At 61.2% G+C, this 26,643-nt stretch carries 23 protein-coding genes; 11 read left to right on the forward strand and 12 right to left on the reverse strand.

Features of this window, described 5'->3' with window-relative positions:
• The 4 genes from ACQUSW_RS07055 to ACQUSW_RS07070 form a co-directional block, all read right to left on the reverse strand.
• On the reverse strand, positions 1-1,293 hold the full coding sequence (locus ACQUSW_RS07055) for an ABC transporter substrate-binding protein (protein WP_428931584.1): 1,293 nt from the start codon (positions 1,291-1,293) through the stop codon (positions 1-3).
• Between the two features lie 176 nt (positions 1,294-1,469).
• Complete coding sequence (locus tag ACQUSW_RS07060) at positions 1,470-2,501, reverse strand: LacI family DNA-binding transcriptional regulator (RefSeq protein WP_428931585.1); 1,032 nt, start codon at positions 2,499-2,501, stop codon at positions 1,470-1,472.
• Between the two features lie 95 nt (positions 2,502-2,596).
• Positions 2,597-3,172 carry an orotate phosphoribosyltransferase gene (gene pyrE, locus ACQUSW_RS07065; RefSeq protein WP_428931586.1) on the reverse strand — a complete coding sequence of 192 codons (576 nt, stop codon included), beginning with the start codon at positions 3,170-3,172 and terminating at the stop codon, positions 2,597-2,599.
• A gap of 70 nt (positions 3,173-3,242) precedes the next feature.
• Positions 3,243-3,845 carry a hypothetical protein gene (locus ACQUSW_RS07070; RefSeq protein WP_428931587.1) on the reverse strand — a complete coding sequence of 201 codons (603 nt, stop codon included), beginning with the start codon at positions 3,843-3,845 and terminating at the stop codon, positions 3,243-3,245.
• A gap of 166 nt (positions 3,846-4,011) precedes the next feature.
• Between ACQUSW_RS07070 and ACQUSW_RS07075 the strand changes: the two genes are divergently transcribed.
• The 8 genes from ACQUSW_RS07075 to ACQUSW_RS07110 all read left to right on the forward strand — a co-directional run bounded on the left by ACQUSW_RS07075 (position 4,012) and on the right by ACQUSW_RS07110 (position 11,129).
• Positions 4,012-4,548, forward strand: coding sequence for a YbhB/YbcL family Raf kinase inhibitor-like protein (locus ACQUSW_RS07075; protein WP_428931588.1), 537 nt, complete (start codon positions 4,012-4,014; stop codon positions 4,546-4,548).
• A gap of 20 nt (positions 4,549-4,568) precedes the next feature.
• Positions 4,569-5,429 (forward strand): exodeoxyribonuclease III, encoded by an 861-nt coding sequence (locus ACQUSW_RS07080; protein WP_428931589.1) that lies wholly within the window; start codon positions 4,569-4,571, stop codon positions 5,427-5,429.
• Positions 5,430-5,442: 13 nt separating this feature from the next.
• Complete coding sequence (locus tag ACQUSW_RS07085; protein WP_428931590.1) at positions 5,443-6,276, forward strand: Cof-type HAD-IIB family hydrolase; 834 nt, start codon at positions 5,443-5,445, stop codon at positions 6,274-6,276.
• 79 nt (positions 6,277-6,355) lie between these two features.
• Complete coding sequence (locus ACQUSW_RS07090) at positions 6,356-7,618, forward strand: sensor histidine kinase (RefSeq protein WP_428931591.1); 1,263 nt, start codon at positions 6,356-6,358, stop codon at positions 7,616-7,618.
• The gene (locus tag ACQUSW_RS07095) at positions 7,615-8,334 is read left to right on the forward strand and encodes a response regulator (protein WP_428931592.1); all 720 of its coding nucleotides are present in this window, start codon (positions 7,615-7,617) and stop codon (positions 8,332-8,334) included. Before ACQUSW_RS07090 ends, ACQUSW_RS07095 begins: the two co-directional genes overlap by 4 nt.
• 77 nt (positions 8,335-8,411) lie before the next feature.
• The gene (locus tag ACQUSW_RS07100) at positions 8,412-9,305 is read left to right on the forward strand and encodes an ABC transporter ATP-binding protein (protein WP_428931593.1); all 894 of its coding nucleotides are present in this window, start codon (positions 8,412-8,414) and stop codon (positions 9,303-9,305) included.
• The gene (locus ACQUSW_RS07105) at positions 9,302-10,396 is read left to right on the forward strand and encodes an ABC transporter permease (RefSeq protein WP_428931594.1); all 1,095 of its coding nucleotides are present in this window, start codon (positions 9,302-9,304) and stop codon (positions 10,394-10,396) included. Before ACQUSW_RS07100 ends, ACQUSW_RS07105 begins: the two co-directional genes overlap by 4 nt.
• Positions 10,397-10,541: 145 nt before the next feature.
• Positions 10,542-11,129, forward strand: coding sequence for a nitroreductase family protein (locus tag ACQUSW_RS07110; RefSeq protein WP_428931595.1), 588 nt, complete (start codon positions 10,542-10,544; stop codon positions 11,127-11,129).
• Between the two features lie 3 nt (positions 11,130-11,132).
• On the opposite strand, the gene ACQUSW_RS07115 is transcribed toward ACQUSW_RS07110, so the two are convergent.
• A complete protein-coding gene (locus ACQUSW_RS07115; protein WP_428931596.1) occupies positions 11,133-12,920 on the reverse strand; it encodes a glycoside hydrolase family 15 protein in 1,788 nt (595 codons plus the stop codon).
• A 75-nt stretch (positions 12,921-12,995) separates the two neighbouring features.
• Entirely contained in the window at positions 12,996-15,179 is a 2,184-nt protein-coding gene (locus tag ACQUSW_RS07120) for an ATP-dependent Clp protease ATP-binding subunit (RefSeq protein WP_428931597.1), read from the reverse strand.
• Positions 15,180-15,297: 118 nt separating this feature from the next.
• On the opposite strand from ACQUSW_RS07120, the gene ACQUSW_RS07125 reads away from it, so the two are divergent.
• Positions 15,298-15,726, forward strand: a complete 429-nt coding sequence (locus ACQUSW_RS07125; protein WP_428931598.1) for a hypothetical protein — start codon at positions 15,298-15,300, stop codon at positions 15,724-15,726.
• 8 nt (positions 15,727-15,734) lie between these two features.
• Here the strand turns inward: ACQUSW_RS07125 and coaBC are convergent, their stop codons facing one another.
• Positions 15,735-17,072, reverse strand: coding sequence for a bifunctional phosphopantothenoylcysteine decarboxylase/phosphopantothenate--cysteine ligase CoaBC (coaBC, locus tag ACQUSW_RS07130; protein WP_428931599.1), 1,338 nt, complete (start codon positions 17,070-17,072; stop codon positions 15,735-15,737).
• A 72-nt stretch (positions 17,073-17,144) separates the two neighbouring features.
• Here coaBC and ACQUSW_RS07135 point away from each other — a divergent pair, with 72 nt between their 5' ends.
• Positions 17,145-17,852, forward strand: a complete 708-nt coding sequence (locus ACQUSW_RS07135; protein ID WP_428931600.1) for an NRDE family protein — start codon at positions 17,145-17,147, stop codon at positions 17,850-17,852.
• 56 nt (positions 17,853-17,908) lie between these two features.
• Here ACQUSW_RS07135 and ACQUSW_RS07140 read toward each other — a convergent pair whose 3' ends face one another.
• Complete coding sequence (locus ACQUSW_RS07140) at positions 17,909-19,108, reverse strand: glycosyltransferase family 4 protein (RefSeq protein ID WP_428931601.1); 1,200 nt, start codon at positions 19,106-19,108, stop codon at positions 17,909-17,911.
• 2 nt (positions 19,109-19,110) lie between these two features.
• The gene (locus tag ACQUSW_RS07145; RefSeq protein ID WP_428931602.1) at positions 19,111-20,319 is read right to left on the reverse strand and encodes a glycosyltransferase; all 1,209 of its coding nucleotides are present in this window, start codon (positions 20,317-20,319) and stop codon (positions 19,111-19,113) included.
• 131 nt (positions 20,320-20,450) lie between these two features.
• On the opposite strand from ACQUSW_RS07145, the gene ACQUSW_RS07150 reads away from it, so the two are divergent.
• The gene (locus tag ACQUSW_RS07150; RefSeq protein ID WP_428931603.1) at positions 20,451-21,041 is read left to right on the forward strand and encodes a hypothetical protein; all 591 of its coding nucleotides are present in this window, start codon (positions 20,451-20,453) and stop codon (positions 21,039-21,041) included.
• Here ACQUSW_RS07150 and ACQUSW_RS07155 read toward each other — a convergent pair.
• The 3 genes from ACQUSW_RS07155 to ACQUSW_RS07165 form a co-directional block, all read right to left on the reverse strand.
• A complete protein-coding gene (locus ACQUSW_RS07155) occupies positions 21,038-22,669 on the reverse strand; it encodes a fucose isomerase (RefSeq protein WP_428931604.1) in 1,632 nt (543 codons plus the stop codon). The genes ACQUSW_RS07150 and ACQUSW_RS07155 overlap by 4 nt on opposite strands.
• 116 nt (positions 22,670-22,785) lie before the next feature.
• On the reverse strand, positions 22,786-23,766 hold the full coding sequence (locus ACQUSW_RS07160; protein WP_428931605.1) for a LacI family DNA-binding transcriptional regulator: 981 nt from the start codon (positions 23,764-23,766) through the stop codon (positions 22,786-22,788).
• A 102-nt stretch (positions 23,767-23,868) separates the two neighbouring features.
• A complete protein-coding gene (locus ACQUSW_RS07165) occupies positions 23,869-26,364 on the reverse strand; it encodes a GH116 family glycosyl-hydrolase (protein WP_428931606.1) in 2,496 nt (831 codons plus the stop codon).
• Positions 26,365-26,643 lie beyond the last annotated feature (279 nt).

The raw sequence follows: 26,643 nt of genomic DNA on the forward strand, positions 1-26,643 counted from the left end.
TTAGCCGAGAGCCTTGGTGGCTGCGTCGACGAGCGCGCTCTGCAATGCGTCAGCGTTCTTATCGCTGCCGAACTTGCCGATTGCCGAAGAGATGTCGGTCGACCACGAGATCTTGGCTGCGGCACCGTGTGCCAGCGAGCTGACGATGGTGTCTTCTGCCCACGACTGCAGCGCGGTCTTCTGGTAGTCGCCGTAGTCGGCCGGGTCGGCATCGGTACGAGCGGGGATCGAGCCCTTCGCCTGGTTGAATGCCTTCTGGCCGTCGGCCGAGCTGACGGTCTTCAGCCATGCGTTGGCGCCGTCTTCGTGCGGGGCGCCCACGGGCAGAGTGAAGGAGTCGGCGAGGAAGTCGAAGATTCCCTCGGTGCCCACCGATGGCCACGTGGTGTATTCCTGGCCGTAGGTCCATCCAGCCTGTACGAATGCTGCTTCAGCCCAGTCGCCCATCACGTTGTAGCCGGCAGCGCCGTCAATGAGCACCTGTGTGGCGGCATCCCAGTCGAGGCCTGCGAAGTCGCTGTTGACGTATTCGAGCAGCTGGCCATACTGGTCGATGGCGGTGGTGACACCCGCGTCATCCCAGCCAGTGCTGCCGTCCCACAGACCCGAGTAGCCCTCGGCTCCGAGTTCTGCGATGAGCAGTGTTTCGAACAGCTGCATCTGGGTCCATTCGGTACCCAGTGCGAGCGGGCTTTCTACGCCTGCGTCTTTCAGCTTCTTCAGGTCGGCGATCCAGGCGTCGACGCTGGCGGGTGCCTTGGTAGCGTCGATACCGGCGCTTTCGAGCACATCGGTGTTGACCCACGTCACGTTGGCGCGGTGAATGTTGCTGGGCACCGAGTAGATCTTGCCGTCAACGGTGAGGCGTTCGATCAGCGACTCAGGGAACACTTCGGTGAGCCCTTCGTCGTTAAAGAACCCGCTGAGGTCTTGCAGCTGACCGGCCTCAATGTAGTCGGTCAGCTCTGCACCGGCGTGTGCCTGGAACGAGTCTGGTGGGTCGTTGGCTTCGAGGCGCGATGCGAGGGCAGCTTTTGCGTTGGAACCCGCGCCACCAGCAACGGCTGCGTTAATAAATTCAATGTCGGGATGCTGCTCGTCAAACACCGAGACGAGCGCATCGAGGCCGACCTTTTCTGAGCCCGAGGCCCACCAGGTGAAGACCTCGACCTTGTCGCCGCTGGCGCCGCTGTCGGTATCGGTTGAGCCGTTGTCACCGCCCGAGCTGCCGCAGCCGGTCAGCAAGAGACCGGTGGTGGCGAGCCCTGCGACAACTGCAAGGGACTTACGCATGTGATCCTCCGTTGGAATGTCTGCTCCCGCGATGCTCCGCGGGTATCAGCCTATAAAATCTGAAAACGTTGCCAAATTCAAGATACATCGGATCACAACACGATAACGGTCACTGTAACCCCGGCCGTTTCGCGGCTTTTCCGCACTGCTATCCAGTCCGGAAAATATTATGCCCGTCAAACATCCGATGAAGGTGGTTGTTCTCCTGAGCCACGCTCGATCATGCGGGTGCCCAGCACAACTCGCCGATCGGGCCCCGTTAACCCGTGAATGCGGTCAAAGAGCAGGTCGGCTGCCGCTTCGCCTATCGACCACGGATCTTGCGCGACGGTGGTGATGGGTGGGGTCATGAGTTCGGCGAAGTCGAAGTCGTCGAAGCCGATAATTGCCGGATGCTCGTCGAGCAGCCGGAGCGCTTTTAGCACGGCCTTTGTCGTGCGACTGTTGGTGGTAAACAACGCTGTGGGTGGACTCTCGAGCAGAAACAGCTCGCGCAGGGCTTCCACACACACGTCAACCTCGTCTTCGACCGCGACGATCAGTTCGGCGGGCACGTCAAGACCCTGCTGCCGTAGCCCCTGTTCAAAGCCTGCTTGCCGCCGCTGCGAAGTAAATTCGCCCATGACGTGGGCAATACAGGCGATGCGACGATGTCCGGCGGCCACCAGGTGCGCCACGGCATCGGCCGCGCCCCGCTCGTTGTCTACGAGAACGACGTCGGCAGCCATGCCCTGCGGGGGCCGGTCGACAAAAACGATGGGGGTTCCTGCGTGTCTCTCAGCCTCAAGAAAAGAGACATCGGCGTCTTCGTTGGCCACAACAATCAGCCCATCAAGCCGCCTCTGCAAAACCCGCTTGAGCACTCGCACGCTCTCTTCCGGGTCGTCGCCCGACGAGGCAACAAGAACCAGCAGGTCACGTTCTTGCGCACGGCGCTCAATCGCACCGACAAGCGTTGAGTAGAACGGGTCGGAAATACGCGTAACAACAACGCCGATCGTGCGCGCTGATCCCGTTCGCAGGGTGTGAGCAAAGTCGTTTCGGCTAAACCCCAGTTCGGCAATAGCAGCCTCAATCGCGCGCGTCTTTGCCCTGCTCACGCCACCTTTACCCGAGACCACGCGTGACACGGTCGACAACCCGACACCCGCGTGCGCGGCCACGTCTTTCATCGTTGGCCGCATCGCTGCAGGTTTACGCTTCGTCATGCCCAGCCCCGTTTTGCTTCTTCGCGCTCATCGTCACATGAAAACGTTGCCAAGTCTAACGCTGTCGACTGCTTCGGGCACTCCCACGAGGGCAGTTATTGCGCGGCGAGCCCTAGGTCGTCGAGGTCGATGGCCGCGAGCCACTGCAGCCCTTCAGCCTCAACTGCGGCTTGCGCGCCTGTTTTGCGGTCGACGATAACGGCGACAGCAACAACTTCGGCACCTTCTTTGCGCAGTGCGGCGACGGCTTTGAGTGCCGATTGGCCTGTTGTTGAGGTGTCTTCGACGACGACGACGCGTCGCCCAGCAACGTCGGCACCCTCTACTTGGCGGCCGCGCCCGTGGTCTTTGGGTTCTTTACGTACAACGAAAGCATCGAGGGGATGTTCTGATCCTGCCGAGGCGTGCATGACGGCGTTGGCTATGGGGTCGGCTCCGAGGGTGAGCCCACCGACGGCGACAACATCGCAGTCGCGAATGAGGTCTTGCATGATGCGGCCAATGGCGGGTGCGGCGCGGTGGTCGAGTGTGAGGCGTCGCATATCGACGTAGTAGCTCGCTTTTCGGCCACTGGCGAGCGTGAAATCGCCGTGAAAAACTGCTTCGTCTTTGATCAGTTCGATCAAACGCTGACGGTCGGCTTCGAGTGCTGGCGTGCTAAGAATCGTCACACAGCACAGTTTAGATGAGTGACTGTGCTTTGTTCGGTCTGGTGTTGGTGTAGGAGTGACGGCAGGAGCGTTAGTCGCGGGTGAGGATCGCGGGACCTTCGGGGGTCGCGATCGTCGCGGTGGTGGCGTCGCACGTGTATTCGGCATCAACAAAGTTGATCGGGTCGACGTCGAATGGCATTTGCATGCCCTGCGCTGTCAGTGTCAAAACTGATCCCATGCTGGTTTCTTGCATGCTGATGCGGGTGTCATCGTGACTGTATGTTCCGCGGTCGGTGCCGTCACGCTCGATAACGGTCTCGGAGCCGTCGACGATCGCCACGATTCGCCATCCGTCATAGACGGTGGTCAGCTCGCCTGCGTCGCCAAAGGTCACGGTCACTCGACCATTCACGCTCTGCGGCTCGTCACCCAGTTCACGCATCTGCGCTAAAAAATATGCGTTGTCGGCCAGCCAGGTTCCTTGGAGGCACGCGGCCGCCTCAGCGGCAGGCTCGCCGGCTACGTCTTCAGTATCCGTCTCGTCGGCTTCTGTAACAGCTGTTCCGCTGGTCGATGTCGGGGAAGGGTCACCCACGGGTGTCGTCGGTAATTCGCCGGATGCCGCGCACCCCACCAGTGCGAGCACAGTTACCAGGCCCAACGCGCCGGCCACACCCCATCGTCGAATCACGGTTACTCCCGTCGGCGAGCGCGTTCGTGCGCAGTTGTCGTCGTCCTGCTCAGAGTAGGGCTGATGTTCTAAACGTTTCTTAAACAGTGATTGTGCAAGGTGCTAGCTTCTTCGCTGCCATCGGCTTATCGTGGCCAGTGATCATCCGCCTTCTTCAGGAGGAACCATGTTCTCGTTCGACCCGTATAAAGAGCTCGCTACTCTGCGCGATTTTCCGCCCCTCACTCTGACGAGTCCCGATTTTTCTGGCGATGCTGCCCTACCCGTGACCGCGTGGTCGAGTGACCGCGGCGGTGCCGACCGGCATCCGGCTCTGGAATGGAACACCCCTCCCGAGGGCACCCGCAGTTTTGCGCTGTCGTGCTTTGACCCCGACGCCCCGACCGGTTCGGGTTACTGGCACTGGGCCGTGTTTAATCTGCCCGCCGACCTGCGCTCTCTAGACGCAGGCGACGGCACTATCGAGAGCCTGCCGGGTGGGGCCCGTGTGCTGCGCAACGAGGCCGGTAATCGCCGTTTTGATGGCGCAGCGCCACCCGAGGGCACGGGCGTGCACCGCTATTTCTTTGTGGTCGACGCCCTCGATGTTGCCGAACTTGATGTGGGCGACGATGCGACGCCCGCGATTCTGGGTTTCCATCGACACTTTCACTCGCTCGCTCGCGGCGTGCTGATGGGAACAGCGGATCCGACCGAACGCTAATTGCCACGTAGGCTGGATGCATGCGTCTGGCCACCTGGAACGTTAACTCTGTGCGCGCCCGCGTCGGGCGAATTGTCGACTTTGCTGTTCGTGAAGACATTGATGTTCTTGCTATGCAAGAGATCAAATGCAAACCCGAACAGTTTCCGTACGCCGAATTTGAGGCGGCCGGGTATCAGGTAGAAGCCCACGGGCTCAACCAGTGGAACGGTGTTGCTATTGCAAGCCGTTCCGATATCACCGAGGTCGAGACGGCGTTTGCGGGCATGCCCGGTTTTGACAAAAACCATCGCGCCGGTACCGCCCATTTTGGTCCGGATGCTCCACACGAAGCCCGCGCACTGGGTGCCGTCATCGATGGCGTGCGAGTGTGGAGCCTGTACGTGCCCAACGGCCGCTCACTGACCGACCCGCACTATGAATATAAGCTGCAGTGGCTTGATGCGTTACGCACAGCGACCTCCGCCGAGATCGCTGCCGTACCCGAACGGCCTCTCGCGCTCATGGGCGATTTCAACATCATTCCCTTCGACGACGACAACGGCGACCCCGACATCGTTGAGGGACGCTCGACTCACGTTTCTCCTCGTGAACGTGACGCATTTTTTGCCCTCGAAAGCGCAGGAGTGCGCGATGTTGTTCGGCCACTGATTCCTACCGGATACACCTATTGGGACTACCAGCGGTTAAAGTTTGTGCGCGATGAGGGCATCCGGATCGACTTCATTTTGGGTTCAGAACCCTTTGCCGCCGCCGTCACCGGTGCGTCGATTGCTCGCGACGAACGCAAGGGCGACCAGCCGAGCGACCACGTACCCGTCGTCGTCGATATCGACCTGGGCGGCGATGATGACGACGACCTGCCCATGATTTTCGCCTAGAGAACAGCAATTCGTGCACAAAAACATGGCGTCGTCGGTGCGCCTTATTGCTACCGACCTCGATGGCACACTGCTCACGAGCGGCACGCAGGTGAGCCCCCGCACCCGCCAGGCTTTGGATGCCGCGCGTGCAGCAGGAATTTTGGTGGTGCCGGTAACCGCGCGGCAGCCGATTGGCCTTCGTGCCGTGGCGGCCGACGCCGACTTTACCCAGTGGGCGCTGTGTGGCAACGGTGCCTTTGGTATTCACCTGACAACCTCACAGGTGCTGTTTGCCGAAGAAATACCCACCGGCGTGCAAGCCCGGCTAGCCACAGAACTCACCCAGCGGGTGGACGGCCTGCGCTTTGCCAGTGTGCGTGATGCCGGTGAAGTATTTATTGCGCAGGAAGGCTACGCTGCCCTCGCCCACCACTTCGACCACAAGCGTGACCCCGCCACCATGAGTGGTGTGCAGCTCGACGACGTCGTGAGCGAACCGAGCCTGAAGCTTGTCGTGCGGCATCCGGAAATATCTCCGGCCGAGCTCTACGAGACTGTGCGGAGCATGCCGCTCGATGGCTTCGAAGCAACCCTGTCGGGAGCACCATTCGTGGAGATCATGGCAGCGGGGGTCACCAAAGCCAGCGGGCTCGCCCGCCTCTGCACCCACCTGGGCGTTGCACAACACGAAGTTGTTGCGTTCGGTGACGCCGCCAACGACAGAGAGATGTTGCGCTGGGCCGGGCACGGCATCGCCATGGCCAATGCTGTGCCCGAAGCACTATCGGCCGCCGACCAGGTGGCGATGTCGAATGACGACGACGGCGTTGCTCGAATTATTGAAGCGCTGCTCGACGCGCGATAGTGCCAGAATTTGTCGATAGTGCGCAGAGTCCCCCGACAGGGGGATGCCGTTGTGCCCGCGGCGGTCTAGCGTAACACGTATGAGTGTGTCTGCAGCGGCCGATTTTGAGCGGCATCCGGATGCCGATGATCGCCGTAACGATGTTTTGCTGGGCGCGGCGATCCTTGTCGGTACGCTGCTGAGCGGCGTGCTGTCGTCGACATCGGGAATCTATGGCGACGAGCAGGCTCCGCTGGCGAGTGTGCTGGTGCTGGCCCCCGTGATTGGTGTGGCCATTATGGTGCGTCGACGCTGGCCCAACACGGTGGCGGTTGTTGTGTCGGCGGCATATTTTTTGGCGGTCTCGCTGCGAGTGCCCGAGCTGTATGTGGGCAATATTGCAATGTTTATCAGCATCTATACGGTGGGTGCCTGGGTGAATGATCGGCGCCGTGCCATGCTGGTGCGCGCCGCCATTATTGTCGGCATGTTTGTGTGGCTGGTCGCAGCGATGTACCGCGATGCGATGACAACCGCCGAACAGGAAGACATCTTTGCCGGGGCGTTGTCTCCGTTTATTGCTTTTATGCTGCTGCAACTTTTGCTCAACATGCTCTACTTTGGCGGCGCATACTATTTTGGTGAACGCTCGTGGTCGGCGGCCCGCAGCCAGCAGATGCTGCAGAATCGCACGGCCGAGTTGGCCCGCGAACGCGAACTCACTGCGGCCCAGGCGGTTGCGCTCGACCGAGTGCGTATTGCCCGTGAGCTGCACGATGTTGTTGCTCACCATGTTTCGGTGTTGGGTGTGCAGGCGGGGGCTGCCCGGATGCTACTCGACAACGATCCGCGCCAGGCCAGTGCCCTGCTCGAACGGGTGGAGGCTTCGGCGCGCGACGCGATCACCGATTTTCGTCAGCTCTTAGAGTCACTGCGCCAACCCGGCGAGCCCAGTGACGATACTGTTGCCGATGTGTCGCTGGCCGATATTGAACAGCTTGTTGAGCAGTCGCAGCACGCAGGTATCCCCACGTCGTTTCGTGTGATTGGTGACGCTTTTGCTCTCGCGCCGCTCGCGGAGGTTAATCTGTACCGCATCGCACAGGAGGCCCTCACCAATGCCCGCAGACACGGAGGAGCCCACGTGACCGCCGATGTTCGACTGCGCTACGGCAACAACACCGTTGAGCTTGATGTCATCAACACGGGGCGTTCGGTGGTGGCTCCGCGAGCAGGCCTGGGCCTTTTGGGTATGCGTGAGCGGGCTCTTGCTTCGGGTGGTGAGCTCGACATTGTGCCACGCCGTGAGGGTGGGCTCGTGGTGCGGGCGCGTGTGCCGCGGGGCGAGGCGGTGGCATCATGACCATTCGGGTCATGCTGGTCGACGACCATGCCATGCTGCGGGCGGGGTTTCGGGCGATTTTAGAAACCCAGCCCGATATTGCTGTGGTGGGCGAGGCAGCGAACGGCCGCGAAGCCGTGGCGCTGGCGGCGACCGCGCAGCCCGATGTGATCACGATGGATGTGCAAATGCCCGACATGGACGGCATTGAAGCTACCCGGATGCTGGTTGCCAACCCCGCCATACAGGCATCGATCGCGATCGTAACCACGTTCGACAGCGACGACTACCTATTCGCTGCGCTCGATGCCGGGGCCAGCGGTTTTCTGCTCAAGAACGCGGGTCCAGAACAACTCATCTCGGCCGTGCGGCTTCTCGCCGATGGCTCGGGCATGCTGGCCCCCGAGGTAACCCGGCGAGTGCTCGAACGGTTTGCGCAGCAACCCCGGGCAGTAGCATCCGGCACTATTCCGGTGAGCCGTGCGCACCAGCCTGTACACAAACCTGCGGCCGACAGTCCCACGTCGGTGCCCCTCGAACCGCTCACGAACCGCGAGAACGACGTCCTTCGCCTCATGGCGGAGGCCTGGACGAATGCCGAAATCGCGGCCGAGCTTTTTATTGGTGAAGCAACCGTAAAAACCCATGTCTCGCGCATTCTGCAAAAGCTTGGGGCCCGCGACCGGATGCAAGCCATCGTGGTAGCCCACCGCCACGGCCTGCCCCGCACCGACTAGGGCCTGTGCGGCATCCGCCGTGCAGAGTCAGCCGCGCGGGGGATGTGTGGGCGGGCCCATGTTTTTACGCTAGAAACATGACCACACCAACGCTGACACTGAACGGCCTGACGAAAAGCTACGGCGATCGCCAGGTGCTCCACGGTCTGTCTTTCGCTGTTGCCCCCGGCCGCCTCACCGGTTTTGTGGGTGGTAACGGTGCGGGTAAGACAACCACGATGCGCATTATTCTCGGGGTGCTTGCGTCGGATGGCGGCACCGTGACTCTGGGCGATGTTCCGGTGACGGCGCAGCACCGCCGCACCTTCGGATACATGCCAGAAGAGCGTGGCCTCTACCCCAAAATGAAGGTGCAAGAGCAGGTGGCATATCTTGCGCGGCTGCACGGCTTTGATAAATCCGGGGCCATGGATCGTGCCCGCTCGCTGCTCGAAGAACTCGGACTCGGCGAACGCCTGGACGACACGATTGAGTCGTTGTCGCTGGGCAACCAGCAGCGGGCACAGGTTGCCGCAGCTCTCGTGCACGATCCGCAGGTACTTATTCTTGACGAACCGTTTTCGGGACTTGACCCGCTGGCCGTCGATGTCGTGGCCGAGGTTTTGCAGCGGCGTGCGGCGGCAGGTGCGTCGATTCTCTTCTCGTCGCACCAGCTCGATGTGGTCGAAAGGCTGTGCGACGACCTCGTTATTCTTGCCGACGGTTCGGTGCGCGCGGCCGGTTCTCGCGACGAGCTGCGGCGGGCGCACGCTGGTAACCAGTACGAGATTGTTGGCACCGCCGATGTGGGCTGGCTGCGTGAGGCATCCGGTGTCACTGTTCATAGTTTTGAGGGCGACCGTGCGGTTTTTGAGGCCGCACATGACGATGCACAGCAGGTGTTGCGCACAGCGGTCGTGGAGGGTGGCGTTGAGCGATTTGCGCCTCTGCATCCGACTCTCGCCCAAATTTTTAAGGAGGTCATCCAGTGACTACTTCCCACCCCACGGTGAGCGCTGCCGGTGCCGTATGGCTCGTGGCCGAACGCGAAGTGGCATCGAAGCTTCGCAGTAAAGCGTTTGTTATTAGCACGAGCATCTTGCTGCTGATTGCTCTGGCCGGTGTTTTGATCGGTGGTTTTGCGGGGCCCTCCGCCGATGAGCGTTCGGTGGCGGTCACGCCCGAAACGGCCAGTGTGATCGCCGATATGCCCGGAGTGTCGTCGGTGGAGGTGGCTGATCGCCCTGCGGCCGAAGAGCTCGTGCGCGAGGGCGATGTTGATGCCGCGCTCGTCACCGGCGGCGACGCCGTGTTTCCCTACACCGTGATTGCTTTTGATAGCGCATCGACCACGCTGCTGTTGCAGTTGGCGCAGCTACCGCCGGTCGAACTCTTGCAGACGCAAACCACTGACCCGATGCTGCGCATGTTTGTGGCGCTCGGTTTTGGTCTGGTGTTTCTCATGGCCGCGTCAACCTTCGGCGCAACGATGGCGCAGAGCGTTGTCGAAGAGAAACAGACGCGGGTGGTTGAACTACTGCTGTCAGCGATTTCGCCACGCCAGTTGCTGGCCGGAAAAGTCTTGGGCAACACGATCTTGGCCATGAGTCAGATTCTGGCGCTGGCCGCAATCGCGGTTGTCGGATTGACGGTGACGGGCCAAACGCTCACGCTGCAGGGCTTGGGTGGCGCTATTGCGTGGTTTGCCGTGTTCTTCCTCTTTGGTTTTGTACTGTTGGCTGCGCTGTATGCGGCCGCGGCCGCGATGGTGTCGCGCATGGAAGACATCGGGTCGACAACCATGCCGCTCATGATGCTCGTGATGGCACCGTACTTCTTGGTGATTTTCTTTAATGACAACCCCACGGTGCTCACGATCCTGTCGTATGTACCATTCTCAGCACCCGTTGGCATGCCGATGCGTCTGTTTGTGGGCGAGGCACTGTGGTGGGAGCCCCTGCTGTCACTCGTGATCCTTATGGTGTCGTGTCTGGCTGCCATCGCGGTGGGAGCCAAAATCTACGAGAACTCGCTGCTGCGTATGGGTGCGCGGGTGCGATTGATCGAGGCGTTGCGCGGCTAACCGCGTTCATGCTGTAGGTTCCGGATGCTGATGGGCAGCGGCATCCGGAACCCACAGCGTCTATGCGTGCGCATAGGTTTAGAATGAGTGCGGCAGACGACGGGGTCGGTCAATAGTTTCACCACACCCCCGAAGGAAAACACGCATGTCTGCACCTGCCCTGGCCACCACTTCGCCCGTTGAGCACCCGGTTCTCGACGTTCTTGCCCGCCGCTGGAGCCCCCGCGCCTTTGACGACACAGCAGTGATCGACGAGCAGAAACTGTCGAATGCGCTGGAGGCCGCCCGTTGGGCTCCCTCGGCTGCCAACTCACAGCCGTGGCGCTTTGTTGTTGCCCGCCGCGGAAGCGCACTGCACGACCAGATTCATGCTTCGCTGCTGGGCGCTAACCAGCTGTGGGCGGACCGCGCCGCCGTGCTTATTGTTGCTGTCGCAGAAACCACAAAAGAAGACGGCAACCCCTACACACACGCGGTCTACGACCTGGGTCAGGCTGTTGCCCACCTCTCGGTGCAGGCTCATCACGACGGCCTGGTGGTTCACCAGATGAGCGGCTTTGACCCCGAGACCATGACGTCGATCGTCGGGCTCGACGAGCGCTTTACTCCCATGACTGTCGTGGCACTGGGCGAACTCGGCGATGCGTCAACACTGCCCGAGGTTCTGCAGGCTCGCGAAATCGCCCCGCGCTCGCGCCGCCCCATCAACGAAACCGTGATCGTCAACCACTAACGGTTACCGCCGGTGGGCAGTGTGGGCGATGGCATCGGCTGCCCTCACGAGCCCCAGGTGCGAGAACGCCTGTGGAGTATTGCCCAGGTGGCGCTGGGCAACCGGGTCATATTCTTCGGAGAGCATGCCCACATCGTTCGCGAGTGAACACAGCCGCCGCATAAGTTCACGTGCTTTTTTGGCCTCCCCCATTTCGGCGTACTGCTCCACAAGCCAAAACGAGCACGCCAAGAACGGGCTCTCTGAACCCACCAGACCATCCACCCCGCTCGAGGTGCGATAACGCAGCAAGAATCCGTTATGCATCAGGGTTTCTTCTATCTTTGCCACCGTCGCCACCATGCGAGGGTCGTCCGGCGCGCAGTACCCTACCTGGGGCAGTGTCAGTAACGCAGCGTCGACTTCATCAGTATCCGGATGCTGCGAAAAATACCCGCGCAGCGCGCACGCCGTGTCGATCTCATCGCGCAGCCGCTCGCGCAATTCTTCCCACCGGTCAACCGGGCCTTTCATGCCGTGCTCACGAACCGCTTCGATACCGCGGTCAAAAGCAGCCCACATCATTGCCCGCGAATGCGTGAACATGCGCGGCACCCCACGGATCTCCCACAGCCCATGATCGGGCTCATCGATCTGCTCTTCGGCCCTGTGCAGCAGCGCTCTCTGAACGGCCCAGGCCCGCTCGGTTTCTTGCAGTCCCCCACGCCGCGCAGCAGCAAGCGTCACCAGCACCTCGCCAATCACATCGGCCTGATACTGCCCGGCTGCACCATTACCTATCCGCACCGGGGTAGATTTCTCGTAGCCGGGAAGCGCATCAATCGCGCGTTCGACCAGATCGCGCTCGCCGGCAAGCCCATACATAATCTGAACATCAGCCGGGTCTCCGGCAACGGCACGCACCAGCCAGTTTCGCCAGTGCTCAGCCGAGTCAAGATAGCCGTGCTGCAAGAGTGCCTCCAGTGTGAGAGCGGCATCGCGCAACCACACATAGCGGTAGTCCCAGTTGCGCACACCACCGATCTCTTCCGGGAGAGACGTGGTCGACGCAGCAGCGATGCCTCCCGTGTCACGGTTAGTGAGCGCACGCAAAATCAGCAGCGAGCGCCGAACCAGGTCCGAATACTCGCCGCTGTCGGTAATGGGTGCCGCCCAGCTCTGCCACCATCGCTGGGTGCGCTGCAGAGAAGTGTCTCCATCAATGGCATCGGGGGCATCCATATGGGAAGGAAAACCGCTGAGCACCAGGTCGCGCTGCTCACCGGCTGCAACCGTGAACTCACTGCGGTGCTCGTGCCCATGCGCCTGCATATGGTCACCGCGCAGCACAACGGCATCCGGCCCCGCAATCGCATGCAGCATCGACGCCTCTGCCGTGCCAGCCTGCCGTACCCAAGGCAGAGCGCGAGCGTAGTCAAAACGTAAGCGCAGCGAGTGCTGCATCGGCACGCGGCCCGACACACCCACAATGCGACGCAGAAGATGGGTGTGCGGCGTCATCACATCGTCAGCAATATCGAGCCATTCGCGCACCTCGACAACACCGTCGCTGGTCGTCCATCGGGTGACGAGAACAAACGTGCTGTCGTCGTAGAAACGCTCGGCAGCGGCATCCGGTGCGGTAGGCCTCAGTTGCCAGCACCCGTGTTCAGCCGTGCCCAGCAGTGCAGCAAAAATCGATGCGCCATCGAGTCGCGGCAGACATAACCAGTCGATCGATCCCTCGCGAGAAACGAGCGCGGCTGTGCGGCAGTTGCTGAGCAGTGCATAGTCTTCAATCAGTGCCCCCATGTAACGAGTCTGCCACTGCAACAGCAACGCCCGGCCTGATCGACCGGGCGTTGCTGCGAATGGGGCTCTGACTGCTTAGTCTTCGATAATCCCCTCCACCACGGCGAGTTCAGGTCCCTCGCTCGTCACAACCAGCGCCGAGCCATCGGCAGCCAGGTCAACGCGCACAAGGTCTCCGTCATGCACGCCGCCCGACAGCAGAGCCGTCGCCAAACGGTTCTGCACCTCAGTCTGAATAAGACGGCGCAGTGGACGTGCACCGAACACCGGGGCATAGCCGCGCTGGGCCAGCCAAGCACGGGCATCCGGAGTCACAGCCAGCGACAGACGACGCTCACTCAAACGCTCTTGCAGGTGATCAATCGACAGCTCAACAATCTGTGCCAGTTCGTCTTCGCTCAGCGGAGTAAACATAACAATGTCGTCGAGACGGTTAATGAACTCGGGCTTAAACGCCTGCCGCACCAGCGTCATCACCTGATCATTCTTCTGCTCGTGCGACAGCGTCGGGTCAATCAGCAACGGTGAGCCGATGTTGCTCGTGAGAATGAGGATGACGTTCGAGAAATCAACCGTGCGTCCCTGACCATCGGTCAAACGGCCGTCGTCCATCACCTGCAACAGCACATCAAATACTTCGGGGTGCGCTTTTTCTACCTCGTCGAGAAGCACGACGCTGTAAGGGCGACGTCGCACGGCCTCGGTCAGTTGACCACCCTGCTCATAACCGATGTACCCCGGAGGAGCCCCCACCAGGCGCGAAACCGAATGCTTCTCGCCATACTCCGACATATCGATGCGCACCATGGCGTGCTCGTCGTCGAACAAGAAGTCGGCGAGTGCTTTAGCAAGCTCGGTTTTACCGACACCCGTCGGCCCAATAAACAGGAACGACCCCGTGGGGCGGCCCGGGTCACTGATGCCTGCCCGCGAGCGCCGCACCGCATCCGACACTGCACGCACGGCATCTTTCTGGCCGATAAGGCGTTTACCGAGCGCCTGCTCCAAGTGCAGCAGGCGTTCACTCTCGCCCTGTAGGAGTCGCCCGACGGGAATACCCGTCCAGGCGGCAATCACCCCAGCAATGTCTTCATCGGTCACCTGCTCATTGACCATGCGTTCAGCGCCCTGCGCCGTCTCGGCCTCGTTACGCTCGGCGTCGGCAAGCTCACGCTGCAGCGCCGGAATCTCGGCATACAGCAAGCGCGAAGCTCTTTCGAGATCGCCTTCACGCTGCGCCCGGTCGGCGTCAATACGTGCCGAATCGAGCCGGGTTTTGAGATCACCCACACGGTTGAGTGAGCTGCGCTCGCGTTCCCACCGCTCTTGCAGTTCGCCCAGTTGGCGCTCTTGTTCGGCCAGATCTTCGCGCAGCGCCGCGAGCCGCTCGCGCGATGCGTCGTCTTTCTCTTTTTTCAGCGCGAGCTCTTCGAGCTTGAGCCGGTCTACTCGGCGGCGCAGTTCATCAATCTCGACCGGTGCCGAATCGATCTCCATGCGCAGTCGCGATGCTGCCTCATCGATCAGGTCGATCGCTTTATCGGGCAGCTGGCGGCTGGGAATATACCGGTTCGACAGCGCTGCGGCAGCAACCAGCGCGCCATCCGAAATCGCCACTTTGTGGTGTGCTTCGTATCGCTCTTTCAATCCGCGAAGAATAGCGATGGTGTCTTCGACACTCGGCTCACCCACATACACCTGCTGGAACCGGCGTTCGAGCGCCGCGTCTTTTTCAATGAACTCGCGGTACTCGTTGAGCGTTGTCGCACCGATCAGGCGCAGCTCGCCACGAGCCAGCATGGGTTTGAGCATGTTCGACGCAGCAACTGACCCTTCGCCGCCACCCGCGCCCATCAGCACGTGCAGCTCATCAATAAAGGTAATGACGCTGCCCTCGGCCTCGGTGATCTCTTTGAGCACGCTCTTGAGACGCTCTTCGAACTGCCCGCGATACATGGCACCTGCAACAAGGGCAGAGATATCGAGTGCAATGAGTTCTTTGTCTTTCAGTGATTCTGCGACATCTCCGGCCACAATGCGCTGCGCAAGGCCTTCGACGACCGCGGTTTTACCGACGCCGGGCTCACCGATGAGCACGGGGTTATTTTTGGTGCGGCGTGTCAGCACCTGGCTGACGCGCCGAATCTCGCTGTCGCGGCCGATCACCGGGTCGAGCTTGCCTTGGCGGGCGCGATCGGTGAGGTTAATGCCGAACTGTTCGAGGGCGCTCTGCTGTTCTTCTTGTGCCGGGGTTGTCATTCTTCCTCCTGTACGACTCCTTGCCATGAATTTTCAAAGTTGAGCTTTGTTGACTCAAGTTTAGCACGAGGCGGGGTGGCGGTGATGTGACACGGGAGTCAATTACACTGACTGCACTATGACTGAGTCGCAGCAGCCCGCTCCCGCATGGCAAACCCCACCCCCACCAGCAGCCAGCACACAGCCGCCACCAGCACAGGGCGCAGCGTCATGGGGCACGCATCCGGCACCACCAAAGAAGCCTTCATCGCTGGGTCGCACGGCATTTCTTATTGCCCTGGCTGGACTACTCATCAGCATGCTGCTCAACCTCGCCGTGCCGTTCTTGTATTCCGACCTCACCCCAGCACAGATCGGAATTTTTACCACGTTGAGTCAGCTTCTCCGTGGCATTATCGGCGCAGTCGCACTGGTTTTTGGCATTATTGGCGCGATCAAGCGCGCACAACCTGTACTCAGCGGCATTGCCATCGGTATCGCCATGCTGATGCTCGTGGGCACCATGACGGCAGCGCTCACGGCATTCGTGTATGCCCTGATCTACTGACGCCGACGTCAGCCGCGCCAGCGGTGGCGTCGCAGTTGGCGCGGGGCTCCTGAGCCACCGGGCTGGCGCGTCGTTGCCGTGGTATCTGCGGCATCCGGATGCTGGTCGTGGCTGCCCGCCTGCTGGCCGCGGCGATACCGCACAACAGCGTTCCACACCGCGTCGGCCACCTCGCGCTTGGTACCGTCGACCGTGCCGACCACTGCGCCTGCGTCACCAATAATGTGCGCGGCGTTGTCGGTGGTTTCGAAACCTTTGCTCCACCCGACCTCGTTGACCACGAGCAGATCAACGTTTTTGCGTTCGCGTTTGCGGCGTGCGCGCTCAATCATTTCTTCGGGCGTCTGGGGTGTTTCGGCGGCGAAAGCTACAATCGTTTGCCCCCGGGGCGCTGTGCCTTCGCTGCGTCGCTCGGCAAGCCCCGCCACAATGTCGGGGTTTTGCACGAGGGTAATAACGGGGGTCTCACCACCCTCTTTTGTAATTTTGCGCGTTGAGACTTCGGCAGGTCGGTAATCGGCCACTGCTGCGGCCATGATGACGACGTGGGCATCGGCGGCAGCTGCACCCATGGCTTCGCCTAGTTCGGCTGCTGTTCCGCTCGTCACTATTCGAATCTTGGGGTGTGCCGTGGCATCGTGCAGGGTGGCGGCGTCGATGTTTGCTGCAACCAGCACCACGTCGGCTCCGCGTTCTGCCGCTGCCACAGCGAGCGCTGTTCCCTGTTTACCGCTGGAGCGATTACCTAAATAACGCACCGGGTCGATGGGTTCGCGGGTGCCGCCGGCCGAGACGGCAACGCGTAGACCCTGCAGGTCGGGCTCTGCACGCACGGCCAGAGCCTGCTCAACAATGTGTTCGGGTTCGCTCATGCGACCCGGGCCACTGTCGCCGCCAGCAAGCTCGCCATCATCGGGGCCAACAATATGAACACCTCGGCTGCGCAGCGTGGCAATGTTTGCCTGGGTTGCCGGATGCCGCCACATTTCGGCGTGCATGGCCGGGGCAATCACCACGGGGGCTTCCGTGGCCAGCAGCGTTGTTCCTAAAAGATCGCTCGCTAACCCGGCCGCCATGGCGGCGATGGTGTTCGCGGTCGCGGGGGCAACGATGATGAGGTCGGCGTTTTGCCCGAGCGCAACATGGCGCACGCGGGCAACGTCGTCGTGAACGCTCGTTGTGACGGCGTTGCGGCTAATCGCCTCCCATGTAGGAAGCCCCACAAAACGTAGTGCGTCGTCGGTGGGCACGACTGTTACATCGTGTCCGGCCTTGGTGAGGAGGCGCACGATGGTGACTGTTTTGTATGCGGCAATACCGCCGGTCACACCGACCACAATGTTCACGTCTTCGATTCTGCCTCACGTGCCGCTGTGGCGCACTGTCTATGTCGCATTTGTGGCTTTAGGCTGGAGGGCATGTGCACTGTGGTCGTAGATGTTGCGGCTGACGCGATTCGGCTTCTTGCCGTGCGTGATGAAGACCCTCACCGCCCCTGGGATTCGTGGGGAGAATGGTGGCCAGAAACCTTTGCCGATGTGTGGGGTGTGCGCGACCGCGAAGCAGGCGGCGCGTGGATGGCTGCGAATATGGTCGACCCGCGTGTAGCGGTGGTGGTCAACCGGGCCACGACGATCTCGACCACCGATACGGTGCCGTTGCAGTCGCGCGGCAGCCTCGCTCTCGAATCGGTCTGGGGCCGTTCACCGCAGCCGCCGCTGCATATGCATGGTTTTCATTTGCTCGAAGCAACACCGGATGCTGCGCGTATTCTCACCTGGGATGGCGGCGACCTTGTCGAAACGGTGATTCCTGAGGGTGTGCACATGCTTGCCCACGACGACCTTGACGACGCCCGCACGCCCCGCATCACTGCTTGGCTGCACCGTTTCCGTGCCGATAAAGATCGGCTTGGCGACATGTGGAGTAACGACTGGCATGTGGCATGGGAGCACACGCTGCAAGAGTCGACAGAGGTGCCGCCCACCGACGACCGTGCGATCATTCGCGACAACCGCCCCCACGGCTACCCCACGCAGAGCCTCGTGTACGTCTTCGCCGAAATCACCGCCAACGGTGTCTCGGTGCGCGAACAGATTCTCCCCCGCCCCGGCCATTGGGGTTAGCCGCGAACGACGTGTCGGCAGCAGTCCGTGGCGTTCCGACCCGACGGCGTGCAGCTCTAGCGCCCCAGCACACGCTCATAAACGGCGAGCATGGCCGCTGTGCGCGATGACTGGCGAAAGTTCTCGCCCACGGCTGCGAGCGGTGATGGTGCCACGGCAGCGGCAATGTCGTTGACTGCCCGACGCAGGGTGGCGGCGAGTTGTGTGGCATCCGGCACCTGCCACAGCCCACCACCTAGTTCGGCCGCAATATCGGGATCGCAAACGATGCTGGGGGTACCCAGGGCAGCTGCTTCAAACGGCGTCATTCCCTGGGTCTCGAAGCCGACCGAGGTTTGCACAACGGCATCGGCCCGTTGAATACGCTGCAGAACTGCACGATACGGTTCGGGGCCAAGAAACCGGATGCTGCTGCCTTGAGCCCGCTGCGCAATACGCTGCGCCGCCTGCATCTGGCCGCCGCTACCTACCACATCGATGTCAGCGTCGATACCCGCCTCGACCACGGCTTCCAGGAAGGGCAGCAGTCGTTTTTCTGGGCTCATCCGGCCAATCCACAGCAGCCTCGGTCGCTGCGCGGGGTCGCGCGCGGGACGGTTTTCGAGTAGTGAATCCACCAGCTCATCGTCAATACCGTTCCACACCACATCAACACTCTCGTACACGGAGTGGCGTTCGAGGCGGCGAGCAAAGTGACCCGATGGTGCTGTCACCGCCATCGCCCCCGCTGCGAGCCCTCGTAGGTACGCCCAACCATCCGTTCCCGTGGGTTGCCGACCTCGTTCGCGCAGCGCCCACCGTCGCCACGCGTTGAGCACCGCCAATGCAGGCCTGTGCAGTCGTGTGACAGCGGCAAGCCCCACATCAACACGGTTATGCATCGTGTGCACAACCGGCAGGCCGTGGCGGTGCGCAAAACGGTAACCGGCGAGCGCACCCCAAAAGTCGGCCTGTACGTGCACCACATCGACGGGTTTACGGCGCGCGAACTCCATGTCGATAAATACGTCGGTGCGCCGCCCGGGCCAGGTGAATGAATACTCGCGGTCGCGGGTGATTGCCACCGATGGCAGGGCGACAACGTCGCTGGCAGGCACAGCGGCATCGGCGGGCAGCATCCGGGAAGAATGCATGCGGGGCGCAACGATTGTTACAGTATGCCCGGCGCGTTCGAGATACTTCTTTTGCAGCCGCATCGACACCTGCGCGCCGCCGAGCGAATCAGGGTGCTGGTCGCCAAAGAAGACGATGTGCATGGCTACTCCGGTAGCGGTTCGTCGCGGTACAGCGCCTCGAAAGTGCGCAGCGTGCGATCGATGTCGTGCACAGCAACACCGTCGAGCGACGCCTGCTGCATGCGCTCATAGTCGTCGGGGGTGGCGGTAAGCACGCGCGTAATACGGTCGGCGAGCGCCACGGCATCACCGGGAGGGAAGAGGTAGCCGTTCTCACCGTCGGCAACAAGGTGCGGCAGCGCCACCGCATCGGCGGCAACAATCGGCAACGCCGACGCCATAGCTTCCATGGTGGCAATCGACTGCAGTTCGGCGATCGAAGCGATCACAAAAACCGAGGCCCGCGAATACAGGGCACGCAACTGTTCATCCGAGATGCGGCCGTGAAAAGTGACGCGATCACTCAACCCCAGCTGCTGGGTGAGCAGTTCGAGATTGCGGCGCTGGTCTCCCCCACCCACAATGTCAAAACTCACCATGAGTTCGGGGTCAAGTTGCGCGAGCGCCTGCAACGCCACTTCAATCTGCTTCTCGGCGGTCAACCGACCCACAAAAATCATGCGGTTGTGTTCGCGGGCACCAATAACCGGGCGATAGTTGCTGCGATCAATACCGCAGCTGATAGGAACAACACCGGTAATACCGAGCGTCTTTTCAAGAAAATCAGCGGCACGACGGGTGGGTGTTGTCACGGCCCGCGTGAGCCGGAATGTACGCAGAGCATCCGCCCACGCAGCACCCGTCATCCATGCGTTCACCCGATCGGGCAGCAGAGTGTGGTCGAGAATGTTCTCTGCCATCACATGGTTGGTAGCAATAACGGGAATGCCGCGCTCGTGCGCGATACGCGAAAGCCCGCGCCCAATAACAATGTGCGACTGAATGTGCACCACATCAGGCTGAACCTCTTTAAGGACGCGCCGGGCATAATATTTCGACCGCCACGGCAACACAAAACGCAGCCAATCATGCGGCAACCACCGCAGCGATGGTAGCCGGTGCAGGGTCATCGGCTCGCCCTCAATCACTTCGGTGTGCGCTTTGGCCCGCCGCCATGCCTGGTTGGGCGCAACAACATGCACCCGGTGACCGCGCTGCACAAGTCCTGCCGCAAGGCGTTCGGCAAACCGCGCCGCACCATTAATATCGGGCGCAAAAGTGTCGCATCCGATAAGAATTGTTAGCGGACGTGCACTCTCGGAACGCGGAGATACTTCGTCAGATGAAGTCACGGAGCCTGCTCTATTCTTGACCCGGATAGGGTCGCCGACAGTCATGGGCCTGTTGGGGCCGAACACACTTTACCCGAGCGATCTGCATAAATTCTCGGCTTCACGCCGCCTGTCTCACCTACGGTGTAACCATGCGATTAACTGCCGACGCCAACCCGCACCAGTGGATTCCTGTTACAGAATCATTGGGCTGGAAAGGGCGCCGGCACCGCAAAGCAGCCATCCGGATGCTGCTGGGCCAAGCCAACACTGCCGTCGGCGCCGAACCACGGCAGGGCTCGCGTGCGGCAGCGTGGGCGCTCAGCCAGGCGGCACCGCTGCTGATGCGTAAAGCCGACGGGCGCGTGCTGGTGTGGACATGGAAAGAAGAACCCGAACTGGTGGTCGCTATGGCCAGCGCCCAGCAGCTCACGCCACAGGTGCGGGCTGCGCGTGCCACGATGCCCATGGAGTACGACGACACAGAAGAGTTTCGTAACCCCTATTTGGGCACCGGTGAGCGGCTCGTCATGCCGCTGCCGCCCGAGCCGCACACGCCACCCTTTGTGATGTACACGTGGGACACCGGTACGCACCTTGTCACCCTGCAGGCCATCTGCCCCGATCGGGAACGTTTCGGCACGATTGTTCCGCACCTCGACGACCTGGCCCGCACCCTCCGCCGTGTCGACGACACGACTGTGGGAGAAACTCCCGGCGTGCTGCGGATCGACCCGGCCTAAACGTTCACGTCGCCGGCCACGTGCACCGTGATTCCCATGCCCGCGAACATCGCCGCCTTAGCAATCAGTGCTTTGTCTGCCGTCTCGGCATCCGGAGCATAAACCAGCTGTGCATGGTTGGCCTTATGACGGGCCATGAACTGATCGCGGGTAATACCGTGCAACACGACGTGCGCAATGGGCCATTCAGGGTTTGTGGCGTTTTTACGGCGCAGGGTTTCTTCTTCGGGCAGCTCGACAACCGACGCCCGAAAAATGTCGGCCTGCACAATGCCCTCGGCAATATAGACACGACTCAAAACGATTTCGCCCGGGCGCGATACCCCGTTAATGGTGGCGCCACCGGCAGGGAAGAACACGTGTCCCTGACGCCATCCTTCGGCATTCTGCCAACCGCCCAGGTGCGAGGCGGGCACCGAACCCGAAATCTCGTACACCCACACAAAATCGTCACCAAACTGTTCGCCCCAGCGCACGTCGTGCAGGGTGTTGTCGGGCACAAGGCCCATCGCCCGCCACACCCGGTCAGTCACCAGCGCGTCGACAGCAACACCCTCATCGGCCTCGTTAAAGTGCGGTAGCGCGCGGCCCGCATAGAGCTCACGGCTCCCATCGCGCGAAAAGACGGGCGGGCGCTCGGTCGAGTTCAAAATTCCTTCGGCGAGGTCCGATGCCGGGACCAGGTCTTTCAACCCCTGCTGGTATTGAATACCCACAGCATCGAGCCCAAAGTCATCGGCAATACGCATTGCTGCGATATACATTTTTAGCTGCCACTGCACCTGGTCGCGCGTGAGTTCTGTGGCGGCATCGTCGCCGTAGCGGAACGTCATTCCGCGATCGGTCAACCATTCGTACGCGGCATCGGCTTCGGCATCCGGAACCTGCAGCATTTCGGCGTACAGGGCCGACTGCGACAACCGCTCTTTATAAATACCGGTGGGGTTGAGCAGTTCGTCATCGAAGATGGCGTTGTACATGCCCATGCAGCCCTCGTCAAAGACACCCACGATGGCTTTATCAGCCACAAGCTCTGCCGCCAGCGCCTCACCCAACTGCTTTTCGGGGCTGTCGGGCAACTCGGGCAGTGGGCGAACATGCGAGGCATCGTGCGTGATCGTGCCCGTCTCGGTCCACTCCCGGATGCCGCGAATAAACCAGTCGTCGGTAAAGTCGACCGACCAAATCGTCGAGTACGGCTTGTTCATCTTCGTCAGGCCCGCGTTGAGGCCCAGGAGGCCGACCAAGCCCGGCCAATCGCCGGCAAAGTTCGCGACGGTAAGGATAGGCCCCTCATGCGTGCGCAAACCAGCCAAGACGTGGTGGGAGTACTGCCACACAGCTTCGGCCACAATCAGCGGCGCATCAGTGGGAATGTTCTTAAACACCTCAAGCCCCATGCGCTGACTCGAAATAAAGCCGTGCCCCGTGGCCGGATCGACCTCATTGGCGCGAATAACCTGCCACCCCAGATCGTTGAGCACACCGGTAACACCCTGCTCAAGCTCGACCTGTGTGGGCCATCCGGCAACGTTTGCCGACTCACGCAGGTCGCCTGAAGCGATGAGATAGGCCGTCTGAGGTGCGCTGCTCGGCCGTGCAGCGGGTGTGGGCAGTGTGTACGACATGGGGTTCCTCCGAAAGCGTCATCGCGTAATGCCAGAGTGCGTTATGCCAGATTAGACGAAATCGATTTCATAAGGCAAGCGTGTGCACACAGATCGTCGGCAAACCGCAACCCGCTCTAACCCACAACCGGCGAGGCTGCCTGCACCTCGTTGCGAAGCACAACCGTTCGCGCAGGCTGGTCATCGCCGCGAATGCGCTCCAGCAGCATGCGTGCAGCGGTAACCCCCATATGCCGAGCAGGCAACCGCACCACCGTCACGGCACTGGGTGAAAGAGTGGTGAAGGGCAAGCCACCCACAACAGATACACCAATCTTGGGTGGGGTGAGGTCGTGCTCGGTGAGAACCTGAATGGCTCCCACGCCAATGAGGTTGTTACCGGCAACAACGGCATCGGGCGGTTCGGCCAGTGCAAGCAAATCTTCCATCACCGCCCGGCCACCGTCGACGCGAAAAGAAGAAAAACGCAGCAGGTCATCGGGTTCGGCAATCCCAGCCTGACGATGCGCCAACCGCCAGCCCTCGGCACGGTCGGTCGAGGTCTCAATATGTTCCGGGCCACCGATGTAGGCCACGCGCTGGTAGTTCTTTAGCAAGTGCGCCGTGGCCATACGCCCCGCATCGCGGTTAGCCATAACGACACCATCGATGTCGTATCCCGTTGTACGGTCGACCGCCACGACCGGGCGACCGGTTGCCAGAATGTCATCCAACTGCGTTTTGTCTGATGCTGCGGCCAAGATCACACCCGACATGTGTTCTGCCACGGCGATGCGCAGGTAGGTCGCCTCTTTCTCAACCTGCGCGTCGGAGTTACACAACACAACCGAATACCCGGCTTCACTGGCCACGTCTTCTACGCCACGAGCCATCTCGGTAAAGTACGGGTTCTCGATATCCGGGATGATCAGTCCGATGACCTCCGAACTCTGGCGGCGCAGCGAGCGCGCGGTGCGGTTAGGAGTAAACGCCAGCTGCGCTGCCGCTTGTCGCACGGCCGTAGCCTTTTCTGGCGAGACCCCTGCCCCATTGAAAACACGCGAAACCGTCGCTGGCGAAACACCGGCTAACGCCGCAACGTCATAAATCGTCGCCACGGGTCTCCCTTCCTTTCGCAAACTCTACCGCGACGAAATCGGTTCCATTCCGCAGTGATCCGATCAACGGCGGCGCGTCGTTCAGCGCTTTATCGCACCACTTTACTCACGGGCCGTCATTCGCACGGGCGCAAGGTCGGCAACGCCTTCCACAGCGTGCATCCGGATACCGTCGTCACTGACGTCGACCCAGCCGTAACCACGCGCACCCACCCAAGGCCAGCGCCCTGGCTTGTCGACCACGATGACGCCAGCCGCGTGATCGACCCGCACCCCCGACAGCGCCTGCAGCGTGGTCCATCCCGCCATGGCCCGGGCATAATGGTCACCGCATTCGATCTCGTTGTACGGGTTACGACGACGCCCATCGTGCCGCTTCCACATCGCATGCAGAATGGCTTCGCCTTCATCGATGAGGCCTTCAAACAGGCAGTGCGCAGCGACCTGCCATTCAATGCCGGTCCATACTTCGTCTGCGTAACGCGTAGGCACCGCAGGGCGGCCACCCTCGGGCCACGAACACATCAGCAGGCCACTGTCATCAGCGGCATCGGCGTACACACGGTACGGGTGTTCAAACGTATCGAAGCCATGGCGCAGGTTCATCGCCACAACGTGACGAAGTGCGCTGCGCACATGCTCCTTCGGCAGGATGTAACCAAGACCCAACTGATGGGCCCACCATTGCCCAATCACCTGGTCGCTGAGCACCCCGGTCATCCACTGGTAATCGGTCGGGTCACCCTCGTCGAGTTTTTGCACATAGTGCGTGCCATCAAAGAGCAACTCGTCATACGCAACAGAACCACGCAAGAAACGATCGCGCGCTTCATCAGCGGTATCGGCGTCGCCCACGAGGCGGGCCATTTCTTCTAGCGCCCGCAGTGCCGCCAGCCACAACGACCCCATAAAAGAGTTCACTCCGGCAAGGTCAATATCGTGTGTGCTGGGCTGAATGCCCCGCAGAACGCCGTCGCCATCGGCGTCCCACCGTTGCGCAATGTGGTGGTACAGCTTCAGCAGAGCAGGCCAGTGTTGCTCAAGCCAGGGCAAGCCTGCGCCGCGTTGCACATCGCGCAGACTCTTCACGATCGTCGCGAGCATGCCATCCAGTGCGGGTTCTTCCGGCCCGCCGATGCCATATCCCATTTGCGGAAGGTAGGCAGGAACCCGCAGGCGGTGCGGAATAGAGCCATCCGGATTCTGCATGACCTCCAGTTCGGTGTCGCGCATATTTCTTTCTAGCTGTGGCCACAGCCCCGCAAGCGCTGCTTCGTACTGCCACACGTGCGTGCAGTTCATGGGGCACGAGCCACCGAACTGACCCGACCACATGGTTGTTGATGCCCCCAGCGACCCCTCGTAGCCGTAGAAGCGACCATCGGCGCCGATAAAACAGGTTGGGCTTCGCACGTACGCTGCCTGCGCTGCCAATCGATCGGTTTCGTCGGGGCTCAAACTCGACGACACCAGGTTGGTCGTCCACCGCGAGGTGCGGCGAACAAGGTCGCTCCACTGTGCTGCCACAGCGTCGCTCACCGCTACGGCATCGGCAAAGCGCAGCGCGTAGGCATTACCGAGATAGAACTTCGTCGACCCCCATTCGGGGCGTGAGCCGCCAAACTGCTCAATATCGACCATCCGGTTAGGAAAGTGCCAGGCAAAAGAGAACCGGATGCTTCTGCTCTCACCGGGTTCAATCCAGAAAGGCACACCCACAACCCCAAGCCACGATTGGCCCTGGGGGCTCGGGCCCTGGCCCGACGAGGGCGCGTTCAGCTGAGGGTCACCTACCGTCGGGGCAATATCTAAACGCGGCACTCCGTTGTTGAGGGCCCGGGATTCCAAAAAAGCGGTGAGGTGTTCAATACCACTGCACCGGGTAAGAACGGCCGCGCGGGGGTCATCGGCGCTGATCACCATTTGCCCCGCAAGTGGATGACTCTCATCGAGTGTGGGGTTGTCCATAACAACCTGCGACCAGCCATGCGCTCGCCGCAGGCGGTTGACGTTTCCGCCCAGTCCGGGAGTCGACGATGAGATAGGCGTTATGCCGTCCCATCCGACGGCATTCAGCAGTGAGCCTGCCAGTGTTCCGTGCACAGCGATGTCGCTGGTGTTGTGCAGCGTAAATTCAAACATTCCCGTCGGCACACCACTAACGTCGACGTCACCGGGAACCATCGGATTCAGTGCGCGCATCGTTATCTGCAGCGGGTGCCGACTATCGCTCAGAGAAACCTCTGCAATCGGATAGGTTCCACTGAACTGAGCAGATTCAAAGAAGCTCACATGGTTACCGGCGTCGGTCATCCATGAAGGCACATGGGCGTCGGTTGTCAGCGGTGCCTTCGGGTCATCGACTGGGTGCGCTTGTACCATCGATACGACATCCAGCGGTGGCTCAATTTGCGTCAGGCGCAACCAGAAGCCAGTGCCAGGAAGGGCGCCTCGGTGATTGGGAACACTATGAAGTTGCCACTGCCGAAGAGATGCGTCGGCGTTAATAGCAAAGCCTCCCGTACCGATGCCTCCCACCGGCATAGCAAGGGCGGGCACATCGGTGTGAGCCAATGACTGCTGCAAAATGTCGGTCACTTATCTCTACTTTCTCCAGCACAGCCTTCACCGCACGCGGTAACGAGCAGGCGTTACGCGGCCGGCGCGCCATCGGGTACCGGTCATAATGCGATCATCGATGATCAGCATGTGCCACCGTATGCGAAATCGATTTCAGGCACAAGATGCACGATTAATCTCCACATAACACACCTCGTGTTGCCACGCCCGCGCTCTGACTACTAGGCTTGACGATGTGCTTCTTATCGCGAGAAGCACCTTCTTTTGCCACTTTCTCGTGGCCAGAACCCCAGATTG

Source organism: Microbacterium luticellae (genome assembly GCF_050408645.1).
Taxonomy (GTDB): Bacteria; Actinomycetota; Actinomycetes; order Actinomycetales; family Microbacteriaceae; genus Microbacterium.